Genomic DNA, 13,270 nt, shown 5'->3' with positions numbered 1-13,270 from the left:
ATGAAAATAAAATTGCTATCTTTGATCTCTATAATGTTTTTAACATGCAGCAAAAAATTAGAAATTCCTTTAATAAATAAATTCAACTTACCCAAAAGCAGTATCTTAGGATTTTCAAGAAAAGTAGGAATCATAACAAAAAATTATGCTATTTTAAACAATGTAACTAAAACGGACAATACTAACTATAATTATCTAACAATAATTAGAAAAGACGAAATAGTAAAAATTGAAAAAATAATGCAAAATACAGAAAAACATGGAATTAAAGGCAAATGGATACTAGCAACCTACAAAGGAAAAAAAGGGTACATATTTAGTAAAGACATAAATATAATAGATAATATAATAATTATTGAATAAAATAAATTAAGTAAACTAATAATATAAAAATGTTAGCTAGCAAAAAACCAACTAACATTTTTATTACTTGTTCTTCTTTTTATGTCTATTCTTTCTTCTCTTTTTTTTTCGCTTATGAGTAGATATTTTTTGTAATTTTCTTTTTCTTCCGCAAGGCACTCCTCATATCTCCTTATTAAATAAAAATTAAATCCAAAATGTCTCTTAAATCATCATCTGGATGAAACCACAAAACATTAGGAATTTTATCAAAAAAAGTCATCTGCCTTTTTACATATAAAAATGAATTTTTAACTATTAAATTTATTATATCATTTAACATAGAATAAGGTCTACTCTTCCACAACAAAAATTCACGATACCCTATTCCTTTAAAAGCCGGTGTTGTCTCATCGTATCCTTTCTCTAATAACCTCTTAATCTCTTCAAGCAATCCACAATCAATCATATTCCTTACCCTAGATATTATTCTAGACCTCATCTCTTCCATAGGCCTTTTCAGGCCAATAGCTAAAATATCCTCAATCATCTGACCTTTTTTCAAAAATTGACTAATTGGAATACCCGTTTGATAATAAACTTCTAGCGATCTTTTAATTCTATAAATATCATTTTCACTGATCGACTCATATCTTTTAAAGTCTACTCTCTTAAGTTCCTCTAAGAGATAATCCTTCCCCTTTGTAGTAAAAAGGCTATTTACATAAAATCTTATTTCAGAAGAAACAGGCGGTGTACTGGGTAATCCATATTGTAGATGCTTAAAATAAAAAGCCGACCCACCTACAAATACAGCAAGCTTATTTTGATCCCTTAAATTATTTATTATCTTACTTGCTTCTTTATAAAAAACTCCAAGATTATATTCTTCAATCGGTTCCAAAAAATCCACTAAATGATGTTTTATATGAGACCTCAATTCAACACTAGGCTTACAAGAAGCAATATCAAACTCTTTATAAACTTGAATAGAATCGACATTAATTACTTCAGCTATACCTTTTGGAAAATTGAATAAAATATCACTTTTACCTACAGCCGTAGGACCAAAAATAAAAACTATTTTATTTTTCTTCAATTGAATACGTAAATCGACCTGTTACAATATCATTAAAAGCCTGACTCACTACTCTCTCATCAGAAATAACATGTTCTGCTAAAGAAATTTGATCAATAATCTGATCTGTACGAATTATCACTGCCATAACAAGTTCATAATAATTGCCATCAAAATCTTGTATCTCTTTTAAAGGTATTTTCATTTCTCTAAAACCTCCTTAATTTATTTACTTAATATATAAGCCTCTCTTCTCTATTTCATCCTTTATCAATTCAAAAACTTTATTTGCAGATTTATCAGTTGTATCAACTATAAAATCAGCTACATCTAAATAATTATCAATATCTATATCATATACAGATAAATATCTCTTTGAATCATTAGAATCTCTATTGAAAGTGCTCCTCAAAATATCGGAATACATACCACCTTCTCTGTTTATTATTCTCTCTGCCCGAATTTCTATCTTAGCATAAAGATATATCTTTAAATCGGCATTTTTTGCAAGCCAAATTGCAAGACGAGATGCAAGAACTGTATTATCCTCTTTTGAAAGCTCCAATAATTTACTATCAAGATATTCATCCCAATAATGATCATTTCTACCAATGATTTCTTTCTCATAAAACGTATCAAAGGACATATTCTTTTCTCTAGCAATATCATGAAAAGTATAATTAATAAGCTTCAGACCATAATGCTTTGCAAGCATTCCACTAATTGTTGTATTACCACAACCACTCTTGCTAGAAACAGCTATTCTCATTCAATATTCCTTAGATGTTCTTTTATTTTTTCTAAATTTAATTTCATGTTTAAAACTAAATTTCTAATATCAAGATCAATGGCTTTGTTGCTCATTGTTGTAATCTCTCTATGCATTTCCTGAACAATAAACTCTAAAATCTTGCCACATACTTCATTTTCAAGATTTTGATAAAAATTATCTATATGTGAATATAATCTTACTATTTCCTCATTAATATCTAATCGAATTGACATTTTAGCAGCCTCTTCTGCAATATTAATATCACTAAAATCATCCATTAACTTTAATAAATTTTCCTTAAGACTTAAGAAAAGTTTATTATTTATACTACTCTGGGATCCCTTTAACAATTCTAAATCATTCCGTATTAACATAAGAATTGAAATTATATCTTGTTTAGTATTCTCACCCTCAAAAGTTCTACTTTTATCATAATTTAATAAAGTCTCTTCCAAAACTTCCTTAAAAACATGATAAATCATTTCTTGATTAACATCACCCTCATCAACAATTAAAGCCCCTCTTAGAGATAAAAAATCACTAAGACTCAATTCATCCTTAATGTTTAAATTACTATGCAATAAGCTATCTCTAAGATGAGCAATAGCTTCAATATAATGAGGATTTAAACTAAAATTAATATTGGGAACCATTTCCTTATACCCTACATTTAAGAAAACATTTCCCCTTTTAACATAATTTGAAATTAAATTCCTTATCTCAAGCTCATAAGCATATAAAACTTCAGGTAATTTAAATTTAAATTCTAAAAATCGACCATTATAAGACTTTAAGTTAACACTAAACATATAATTTGAAACAACTTTTTCTAAGTGAAAAAATCCAGTCATACTTTTCATTCAAAATACCTTTACAAAAAATCATGTAAAATAAAATTATTACCAGCTCCCATTGTAACAAATAAATCATTTCTCTTTAACAAACCCTTTATAAAATCAACAGAATCGACTACTTCCTTAAAAAAATAAACATTCTGATTTAAATCTTTAAGAGCCAGAAACAGTTTTTCAGAAAGTTTATTAGGATCAAAATCTTCTCTAACTGAAAGATATATATTATGCAAAATCAACACATCAACATTACTTAAAACTTTAACGAACTCACTAAAAAGAACTTTTGTCCTTGTAAAGGTATGTGGCATAAAATCTAAAATAATACGCCTACCCTTATAAAAGGTCTTCAATCCCAAAAGAGTACTTTCAATTTCCTTTGGATGATGAGCATAATCGTCAAAATATATAACTTCATCTTTTTCCATGATAAATTCCATCCTTCTTTTTATGCCCATGTACTCTTGAGCCACTATCTTTATCCGATCATCAAAACTCCAAACCAATTTTTTATGTTCCTCGAAAAATAACTTTAACGCCAAAAGTGATAATGCAAAATTTAAAACATTATGCATCAAAGGAGACCTTAGTCTAATATCAACACCCCCCAAGAAATCAAACTTTAAAAACTCGTCTATCACCTCAAAACGTTCAACCTTAAAATCAGCTAAAGAATTAAATCCAACACTAAACACTTTAATATCTTTTCTTAAAATTCTATTTTTAATTTTAAGCAAATTAACTTCATCAGCATTTATTATTAAAATTCCATTTTTCTTTAAATTATTAATATACTGCAAGAAAACATTCTCAACTGCTTCATAATTTTCAAAAAAATCAACATGCTCATAATCGATATTAGTTAAAACAATCATATCCGGTGAAAAGTGTAAAAAATGATTCCTGTACTCACAGGTCTCTGCAATAAATATATTGCTTTGACCAACAAGACTAGATTCATCTCCAAAATCTTTAACACTAGCACCTAATATTACATTAGGCTGTAATCCCAGACTATTAAACAATAGACCCAAGAACGCTGCTGTAGTAGTTTTGCCATGAGAACCTGCAACTCCAATACTATAATACTTTTTAGAAAGTTTTCCAATAAACTCAGGATAAGATAGAATAGGAATGCCAAGTTCACGCGCTTCTAACAAAACAGATAAATTATCCTTATCATAAGCCGGTGAATATATTAAAACATCATATGATTTATTATGAACCTTGAGTGAAAACTCATAAATATTTTCATAGTAAGTTATATTATTACTAATTAATATATCTTCTGTATGAAATTTTAAAGGAACATCGACACCTTCTACAAAATATCCCTTAGCATTAAAAAAACAGGCAAGTGAACAAAGTCCAGAGCCCTTAATGCCTACAAAAAAAATATTACTTAAATTATCCAAGTCAACATTCATCATTCTTTTCCAAATCACCTTTTTGATCATAGAATTTATGTATAATAACATCAATACCAGATATATTAATTACCGTATATTTTAGTACGTTTTCAATAATATAATTTCTAAGCATTTCCGCATCATTAAGTAAATTATTTTCAAGTGGAACATCTAAAAAAAGCTTAAAAGAATAACTACCCTGATTTTTTTTAATCTTCAAATTATAGACAATATAATTTTCATTATATTCAGAAACACAATGTTCAATAATTTGTCTTACAGCATTTTTGGAAACAGATAAAATGCCACCCTCTTCATGAAAATGAGGCTTTACAATAGAACGAATATAGTTTCTTTTTTTTGATAAAAATCCTTTACTTTTAAAAAAAACTCGTATTGAATCTAATAATAAATTAGGCTTAATAGACGTTATCTCAAAAGCAGCTGCTGGAACTACATGTTCGCCCATTTGTCTTGAAATTCTTGCCTTTTCTATTTCCCTTTTAGTAGAAATATCTGTTATATAAATAATTTTAGAAGAACTAGGCAAGAAAAGTCTAGAAGTTATTTTATCTATCATTCGAATACTTGTTCCCAATATTAATATTTTACTGAAATTTTCTCTACGCAGAGCTTCAACAATTTCGTTTCTATGAGAATCATCTTCAAAAATAGAACGTCTTATTGCATCAAACATATTATTCTCAAACTTAGCAGAACTCCCAGCAATAATTTTCATATTTTTTATTAAAACGCCATCATCAATTATCAAAGGAATAGAATATTTATCTGCTATCAAATGGGATCTAAAACTTTTTCCAGTACCAGCAACACCCACTAAAGAATAAACCTTAATTTTTACAAATTTATGTTTAATAGCAATTGAAATGTCCTTAACTGTACCTAAGACATTTTTAAATGTGCACTTATTAAATAAATCCCTTAAAATCATATACACCAAAAATATTACTTATCTGTTTTAAAAAATCTGAACTAGGTTCAACAAAAAATTCATTTCTTAAAAATAATGACTGGTTAAATTTTATCAAAAAAGAATGTAAAAAGTAATTGGTTTTTACAAATTGAGAATCATATTTTTTATCATTAATCAAGGCATGTCTATTAAAAGCACATTGTGCTCTTATTTGATGTGTAAATCCCGTCTTAATTGACACCTCCGCAAGTGTTGAAGACTTAGACACTAAAATTGGTTTAATATCAGTTACAGCATTACATTTATCTATATCATTGATAACAAAAGTTTTTCTTGAAATCTTATCTCGATATAAAAAATTTTTATAAGTCAAAGGTTTTGTAATCACACCATCAAGTAAAGCCAAATACTTTTTAATAACAACACCACTACTAAATGCCTGACTTAAAATTCTTGCAGAATTTATATTTTTTGCAAAAATAATAAGTCCTGAAGTATTTCTATCTAATCTATGCACAGCTGAGGGTTTAAAACTAAGAGAGCAATGATTTTCATCTAAAAGATAAGCATTAATTAAAGTATCAAGTGAATATTTATCCCCATGAACCAAAGTTCCCTTCCTCTTATTAATTACAAGCAAATCCACATCCTCATATACTATTCTTTTCTTTATATCTCTTAATATAGCAGACTCATCTTTGACTGTTATCCTGTTTAAACTCAAACCCTGTAGTAAAGGTTTATACAAATAAATTTTATCATCCTTAAAAATTCTATGCGAAAAAGAAACCTTTAAATTATTTAAAAGAATATCTCCATTTCTAATATGCCTGATTATTTTAGATTTAGGGACTTTTAAAAACTTTATCAACACTGCATCAAGTCTTTTACCATCGTCATTCTTTAGAACATTAATAACACTATATTTTTCAACATTCCTAATATTTAAAGACAACATAAAACTAAATTTTACTACATTTTTGACAAACAAAATTAACTATCAAAAATGAACATACAGAGATAAAAAACGAAGGAACAATAGGATGAAAATAATAACTACCTACTTCACCATAAAAAATTATGATCAAATAACTCAAAAGTCCCAAAACCTGAGAAATAAAAGCCGATATTTTACTTACAAAATTAAAATAAAGTCCAAAAACAATAATAGAAAAGAATGAAACTTCCAAAGCTCCAATTGCGAAAATATTTAAAAAAAGCAAAAAGTCAGGTGGTTTTAAAGATAAAAAAACTATTATTAACATAAAACAAACATTAGAAATAATAATAATTTTATTAATTCCAATTTTAGCACTAATATTTTTACTTAATGACAATATTGACTTTACCCAAATAGAAGACAGCAAAAGAAGACCTGAATCTATTGTAGACATTATTGCTGATAAGAGTCCTACAAAAAATAATATAAATATTTTAGGATTTAAAACCTTTAATGCTACATTTAAGATAACTTTATCATTGAGTTCAAATTCAGGAAAAATAATAAGAGAAAAAAAACCTATTAAATGCATAATAACAACTAAAAATCCTATTACAAAAGTAACAATAGGAAGAGAAAACCTAATAGCTTTCACATCTTTAAATGCTATAAAATTATTAACAAATTGTGGTAGTCCCAATACCCCAATTCCTATTAGTATCCAAAAAGAAATTATATATTCAATTTTCAAATCCAAATTTGATGGTAAAAATAGATTATCTTTAAGATTCAAACGAGCCATCTTAAAAAGATTACTAATTCCACCTCCCAAATCAACTAACCTTGAAAATAATAGTACAGACGCTATGATCATCAAAATACCTTGTATTAAATCCATATATGCTATCATCTTAAACCCTCCCAAGCAAACATATAAAAAAACAAATAGAGAGAAAAAAATAAGAGCATCAGTATAATTAATTTGAAAAAAAACCTCTAAAAGTTTAGCACCTCCCATAAGCTGAGCTGAGATTAAAAACAAAGAGAAAAAAATTATTATCAAACTACTAACAAAAACTAAAGATCGACTAAGATATCTATATCCAATATAATCAACAATATTTATTGCATTAACTTTTTTAGCTTCCAAATTCAATTTCTCACCAATAATGACAAATGAAATTAAACTTGTAGGAATTTGAATAACTGCTAAAAATATAAAAGACAATCCATACCTATAAACAGCTGAAGGCCCTGAAATAAAACTACTAGCACTAACATAGGTAGAAGCAACAACTAATGACATTATAAAAAAATTTAGACCCTTATTTGCAAGAAAATAATTATGTAAAAATGACGCTCCTCCCCTTTTTTTTCCAGAAAAGATGCCAAAAGCACAATAGGAAATCAAAAAGATAAAAAATAAAAAAAACGCTTTAGTCATTCTTAAAAAAAATCACAAAAAAACACACTAATAACAAACTGAAAATAGGAAACAAGATACATGATAGAAAAAACCAAAGAGGAATATTAAATACATAAATAGGAAAGTAAGATAAATAAGCTGATAAAAGCCACCAAATAAACAGAAATAAATATATAATACTTGCAAAAAATACTTTATTTATCAATTAAAAATCCTTCTGAAAATATTAAATATAATTATATTATAATGTATAAAATAAACATGAAAAACATGAAGAAACATAAAAATATATTAATCGGGGTATGCGGGGGAATCGCAGCCTATAAGTCAACCTATATTATCTCAAGTCTAGTAAAGATGGGATATAATATCAAAGTTATAATGACAAAAAACGCGACTAAATTTATTACTCCCTTAACACTAGAGACGGTCTCTAAAAACAGAGTGGTTCAAAACCTGTGGAATACAAGCCACGAAGAAGTAGAACATATAAATTTGGCAAGATGGGCAAATTTAATATTAATTATTCCAGCAACATACAACATCATTTCTAAAATTGCATCAGGAATTGCTGATGATATTTTAACTACAGTCATATCTGCAAGTACTGTTCCAACTTATTTTGCAATAGCAATGAACAACATAATGTATCAAAACCCCATTCTAGAAGAAAACATTAAAAAACTAAAAAAATATAATTATAAATTTATTGAACCTGATGAAGGATTCCTGGCATGTTCTTTAAATGCTATTGGACGACTTAAAAATGAAAATGATATTTTAAAAATAATATTAAACGCATTAGATCCAAAATTACCATTAAAAAACAAAAAAATACTAATAACCGCATCTAGAACTGAAGAAGAATTAGATCCAATTCGTTACTTCTCAAACAAATCAACAGGACAAATGGGCTTCAGTTTAGGCATTGAGGCACGAAATCTTGGAGCACATGTAACAATAATTACAGGTCCCAGCAATGAAAACACACCTTTTGGAATAAACGTTATTAGAATAAAAACAGCATCAGAAATGTACAAAGAAGCAATAAACATATACCAAGAATTCGACGTTATAATTGGCGCTGCTGCTGTTGCAGACTTTAGACCTGATAAAATTTATAAGACTAAAATCAAAAAAGATACTATTGAAGACCTTCATATTAAATTCATAAAAAATCCGGACATAATAAAACATATAGGTAAAAACAAAACTAAAAACCAAATTGTTATTGGATTTTGTGCTCAAAAAGATGAAATCTTAATAGAAAAAGCCAAAGAAAAACTAAAAACAAAAAATTTAGACTATATTATTGCAAACGACTTAAAATATTTTGGATCAAGCCTAAACAAAACTTATATAATAGACAAAAATAGTGTTAAAGAACTTCCTGAAATATCAAAAAAAGAAACAGCTACAGAAATTTTAAAAATTTTATATCAATAATTCGTTAAAAGTTTCCTTAAATACTCTGACCGAGTTGTCCTCTTGATCTCTTTAAGCTTTCCTGAGAGTAATGCGGATTTATTATAAACAGCGCCCTTAATTGCAAGATTCATTAAATCAATATTTTTACTCTCAATGATCTTAGAATAAAAATTATCAAAATTACCCTTTCTAACTGCAAGACACATAGCAATACTTGTAAGCAATTTTGAAGGTTTATTAATATTTTCCTTTTCTAAAAGATTTAAAGCTATTAAACGTGCAGAATTTACATCTTTATCTAAAAGATAACTAAACATAGTAAGTTTAAAGTTATTCTCAAAACTAAAATCAAGCATTATATTTTGTATCTCTTCATAACCAGACCCCATATCTACTAAAGCTTTACCTGATGCTTCTCTGACTTTTAAAGAAGGATCGTTTTTAATCTTATAAATTAATACCTCTTTTGAAGCAATATCGCCATGACTCTTAATAGCCTCAACGGCACTAATCCTAATGTTAGCATCAGCATCTCTTAAAAAATCATGTAAAATCTCTTTTGATTTCAAAGACACATCCCTTGAGAGTGCCTCCACAATGGCAATTTTAATATTATAATTGTTATTATTATTTTGAAGATACAAATTGGCACTCTCTGTTATTTTCTCAGGCAAAAGATATGATAAAGCCTTAATAGCTGAGGCCTTAATTGCTGGATTTTCATAACTATCAACAGAAATTTCATAAAATCTATCTGCATAATCAACAGCATCAGATTTTCCAAGAGCAATGAGTATTGCCGATTTAACTCCATCATTACTAGAATATTTATCATAAACATTCATCATATCTTTTGAGTATTCAGGAGAAGAAAGCTCACCAAGATAATAAGCAGCAGTAGCCACAATATTCCCTTCCTTATTCTCAAGGATATCAATAAGAGTTTTTTTTAAAGAATCTTTACTGCCAAATTCTTTAAGATACAAAATTGCCAAATTGATCAAATTGTTAGGATATCTATTACTCTCATAATTATCAAGAATATAATTAGCAGTATCAACACTGCCTGCATATTTAAGTGATAAAAACAAATCAAGAATTGCTAATTTAAGATCAATATTAAAAGTTTTCTGCAATCTCTTCTCAAGCAAAACATTATATTCACCATCACCTGATTTTTTAAGACTATTAATAATTTCAATAACTTGGGTATCAAGTCCATAAGAAATAGCATCATTTACCCGCTTCACATCTAAGTTAACATTTTCAAGAACAGGATTTTGAGTATCATCTCTCTTTAAATCATTTTCTGTAATATCCTTACCGATCTTATGCTCCTGAGACACTAAAGGTTTAATTGACAATATTGTCCCTTTAATAGCAAAAATATCAAGTACAATACAAAAGAAAAAAACAAGCTCTAAATACCTCATAAAATCTCCCTACTAATAAACTTAAAAATCTTATTAACACCAAGCAAATAATAACACAGTACCAAAATAACAATACTAATTACGCCTGCAACACTTAATAAGTAAAAATTACTGAAACTAAATCCTACATCCCATTTAAAATTCTTAAAAAGAGTATAAAATAAATATAAGGGAATAAGGGAAATAAATGCCTTAATAAGAGCTACTAAAGATCTAACAAATTCAAGCTTCATCCCCCCTTTAAGTCCAATGAAATAAAAAATAACTACACATAAAGCAAAAGAAATTGATTGTGCAATAGGCAAGATATCTACCACTTTATAAAATTTAATACCAAAAATTGAGATTGTAATATCAATAGCAGCAAAAAGAAGATTAAAGTAAAGCGGAATTTTTGAGTTACGTATCGAAAAATAATATTTCTGAAACAATCCAAAAATTGAAGAAAATGGTAATCCAATTAAAAAATATTGTAATACATTAACGGTTCTTTGAGTATCATATACGGAAAATTTACCTCCTGTAAGCAATAAATTTAGAATAGGACCAGCCCAAATATACATTAAAAATGACATTGGAATCAAAATAAAAATCAAAATATCAATTCCATGATTCAAAATCAAATTTAATCCTTTATTATTGCCTAAAGAAGCATATTCTGCCATCTTAGGAAAAATAACTGTAGAAATCGAGACATAAAAAATTCCAACAGGAAGCTGATAATAAACAATTGCATTACTTAAAACAGAAACACTTCCAATATCCAGGATTGATGCCAAAGCAAATGAAATCTGCTGAGTAGCAATTGCCACTAAAGCTGATATAATCATATGCGCCCATCTTTTTAAAAATCTTAAAAATGAAGAATCATTAAAGTTAAACATTGGTCTATATGTAAGACCAATATAAATACAATTTATCATCTGAACTAAAAATTGCAAAATCCCACCAACAATTACTCCAATAACAGCACTATATATTCCATATTGCTCATAAAATAAATATATGCTTAATATAATGCTAAAAGAAAGCATAACGGGAGAAAAAGATGGAATAAAAAAAAACTTATAAGAATTTAAAACCGATGAAAATATCGATGATAAGCTTATAAGTAACACATAAAGTATTAAGTAGTTAAATATATAACTAGCCAATTCCAAATGACTACCTCTATAAGAAGATACAAAATACATAATTTGTCGAGAAAAAAAAATCATAACACAAATAATAAGACTAATACTTATAATATTAAAAGTGATAACTCGTCTGAAAAAATCAATAGCATGCTTACTAGATTTTTTCCTCTCATGAGTGAATTCCGGCATAAAAGCTGAAGTCATTGCACCTTCTGAAATAATCTTCCTTAAATTATTCGGAATATTAAAAACATAATTAAAAATATCTGACTCAAGACTTGCCCCAAAATAGTAAGAAAATACCTTAATTTTAATAAAACCCATTATACGTGAAAAAAAAATCGAAACCATAACAATAATTGTTGAAAGAATATCTTTATTCATTAAAATTACCTTCATCATATTTGCTCAAATAAAGCTTTCTAAATTTTGTAAAATCACCATTCATAATTGCATTTCGAGCCTTTTTAATCAGTCTAAACATATAATGGATGTTATGCTCACTGGCCAACATCACTCCAAAAGTTTCTTCTGATTTGATTAAATGTCTTAAATACCCTCTTGAATACCTTGTACATAACGTGCAAGAACAATCTCGCTCAACAGGACAAGTATCAAAATTAAACTCAGCCCTCTTAATACGCAATATTCCATTATCAGTTAAAAGTGAACCATGCCTAGCAATTCTTGTAGGATTAACACAATCAAAAATATCAATACCATAATATATTGCATCCAATATATAGTGAGGAGTACCAATGCCCATTACATACTTTGGCTTAACCTTAGGTATTAATGAAGAATTATACTCAAGAATTTCTAAGTATTTATCTCGTGGTTCTCCGACAGAAATTCCACCAATTGCGATACCAGGACTATCTAATTCTAAAATCGCCTCGGTACTTCTTTTTCTCAAATCTTTAAAAAAATTACCCTGAGTTATTAAAAATAAAAGACCATCATACCCTTCTTTTCTATTCTCATAAGCACGCAATGTACGACGAGCCCAAGAGGTTGTAATATTTGTATACAAACTCGCCTCACTGTAATCAATCCCATAAGAACTACAAATATCAAGCGCCATAATAATATCACTCTCAAAAATTTCTTGCATCTTAAAAACACTCTCAGGTGTAAAATAGTGCCTAGAACCATCAATATGCGATTTAAAATCTACTCCCTCAGTCTCAATCTTTCTAAAATTAGCTAAAGAAAATACTTGAAATCCTCCAGAATCTGTCAAAAAATTTTTATTCCAGGCTGTAAAATTATGTAAACTTCCATATTTTTTTATCACATCAATGCCAGGTCTTAAATAAAGATGATAAGTATTTGCAAGCATGAGATTACATCCCAATTTTTCAAGCACATCATGATTTAAAGCTTTCATTGCACCCAAAGTACCAACTGGCATGAAACACGGAGTTTCAACCTTCCCATGAGGAAGTTCAAGCACACCAAGTCTTGCATTAGAATTCTTGTCATTTTTAATAATACTAAACATAAAACTTAAAAAAACCT

General features: G+C 27.9%; 14 protein-coding genes. 2 read left to right on the top strand and 12 right to left on the bottom strand.

Translation table 11 applies throughout. The features are described 5' to 3' along the window. Nucleotides 1-363, top strand: a complete 363-nt coding sequence (locus bpSLO_RS04200) for a hypothetical protein (RefSeq protein WP_025375800.1) — start codon at nt 1-3, stop codon at nt 361-363. 175 nt (nt 364-538) lie between these two features. Here the strand turns inward: bpSLO_RS04200 and miaA are convergent, their stop codons facing one another. The 9 genes from miaA to bpSLO_RS04155 are packed head-to-tail and all read right to left on the bottom strand — an operon-like array spanning nt 539 to nt 7,957. After that, entirely contained in the window at nt 539-1,441 is a 903-nt protein-coding gene (miaA, locus tag bpSLO_RS04195) for a tRNA (adenosine(37)-N6)-dimethylallyltransferase MiaA (protein WP_025407274.1), read from the bottom strand. Further along, nucleotides 1,428-1,625, bottom strand: a complete 198-nt coding sequence (locus tag bpSLO_RS04190) for a DNA-directed RNA polymerase subunit omega (protein WP_025375798.1) — start codon at nt 1,623-1,625, stop codon at nt 1,428-1,430. Before bpSLO_RS04190 ends, miaA begins: the two co-directional genes overlap by 14 nt. Nucleotides 1,626-1,649: 24 nt before the next feature. Continuing rightward, nucleotides 1,650-2,189: a (d)CMP kinase gene (gene cmk / locus bpSLO_RS04185; protein ID WP_025375797.1), complete on the bottom strand. Its 540-nt coding sequence runs from the start codon at nt 2,187-2,189 to the stop codon at nt 1,650-1,652. Next, nucleotides 2,186-3,052, bottom strand: coding sequence for a YicC/YloC family endoribonuclease (locus bpSLO_RS04180; protein WP_025407275.1), 867 nt, complete (start codon nt 3,050-3,052; stop codon nt 2,186-2,188). The genes cmk and bpSLO_RS04180 overlap by 4 nt, the downstream gene beginning before the upstream one ends. An 11-nt stretch (nt 3,053-3,063) precedes the next feature. Beyond that, nucleotides 3,064-4,470, bottom strand: coding sequence for a UDP-N-acetylmuramate--L-alanine ligase (gene murC, locus bpSLO_RS04175; RefSeq protein WP_025407276.1), 1,407 nt, complete (start codon nt 4,468-4,470; stop codon nt 3,064-3,066). Next, nucleotides 4,460-5,404, bottom strand: coding sequence for a hypothetical protein (locus bpSLO_RS04170; RefSeq protein ID WP_038447820.1), 945 nt, complete (start codon nt 5,402-5,404; stop codon nt 4,460-4,462). Before bpSLO_RS04170 ends, murC begins: the two co-directional genes overlap by 11 nt. Beyond that, on the bottom strand, nt 5,382-6,344 hold the full coding sequence (locus tag bpSLO_RS04165) for an RluA family pseudouridine synthase (protein WP_025407278.1): 963 nt from the start codon (nt 6,342-6,344) through the stop codon (nt 5,382-5,384). Before bpSLO_RS04165 ends, bpSLO_RS04170 begins: the two co-directional genes overlap by 23 nt. A 4-nt stretch (nt 6,345-6,348) precedes the next feature. Continuing rightward, a complete protein-coding gene (gene panF / locus bpSLO_RS04160) occupies nt 6,349-7,770 on the bottom strand; it encodes a sodium/pantothenate symporter (RefSeq protein WP_025407279.1) in 1,422 nt (473 codons plus the stop codon). Further along, on the bottom strand, nt 7,763-7,957 hold the full coding sequence (locus tag bpSLO_RS04155) for a DUF997 family protein (protein ID WP_081719348.1): 195 nt from the start codon (nt 7,955-7,957) through the stop codon (nt 7,763-7,765). Before bpSLO_RS04155 ends, panF begins: the two co-directional genes overlap by 8 nt. A gap of 65 nt (nt 7,958-8,022) precedes the next feature. Between bpSLO_RS04155 and coaBC the strand changes: the two genes are divergently transcribed. Further along, on the top strand, nt 8,023-9,198 hold the full coding sequence (gene coaBC / locus bpSLO_RS04150; RefSeq protein WP_025407280.1) for a bifunctional phosphopantothenoylcysteine decarboxylase/phosphopantothenate--cysteine ligase CoaBC: 1,176 nt from the start codon (nt 8,023-8,025) through the stop codon (nt 9,196-9,198). Here coaBC and bpSLO_RS04145 read toward each other — a convergent pair. From bpSLO_RS04145 to tgt, 3 genes are read right to left on the bottom strand one after another with little or no spacing between them, the layout of a single operon-like run. Beyond that, nucleotides 9,192-10,613: a HEAT repeat domain-containing protein gene (locus tag bpSLO_RS04145; protein WP_025407281.1), complete on the bottom strand. Its 1,422-nt coding sequence runs from the start codon at nt 10,611-10,613 to the stop codon at nt 9,192-9,194. The genes coaBC and bpSLO_RS04145 overlap by 7 nt on opposite strands. Then, nucleotides 10,610-12,133 carry a murein biosynthesis integral membrane protein MurJ gene (murJ, locus tag bpSLO_RS04140; protein WP_025375789.1) on the bottom strand — a complete coding sequence of 508 codons (1,524 nt, stop codon included), beginning with the start codon at nt 12,131-12,133 and terminating at the stop codon, nt 10,610-10,612. The genes bpSLO_RS04145 and murJ overlap by 4 nt, the downstream gene beginning before the upstream one ends. Then, nucleotides 12,126-13,253 (bottom strand): tRNA guanosine(34) transglycosylase Tgt, encoded by a 1,128-nt coding sequence (gene tgt / locus bpSLO_RS04135; RefSeq protein ID WP_025407282.1) that lies wholly within the window; start codon nt 13,251-13,253, stop codon nt 12,126-12,128. The genes murJ and tgt overlap by 8 nt, the downstream gene beginning before the upstream one ends. Nucleotides 13,254-13,270 lie beyond the last annotated feature (17 nt).

Origin of the sequence: Borrelia parkeri (genome assembly GCF_023035815.1) — a bacterium.
Classification (GTDB): Bacteria; Spirochaetota; Spirochaetia; order Borreliales; family Borreliaceae; genus Borrelia; species Borrelia parkeri.
The sequence above is the reverse complement of the archived record's forward strand: the minus strand, read 5'-3'. Positions and strand labels throughout refer to the sequence as shown.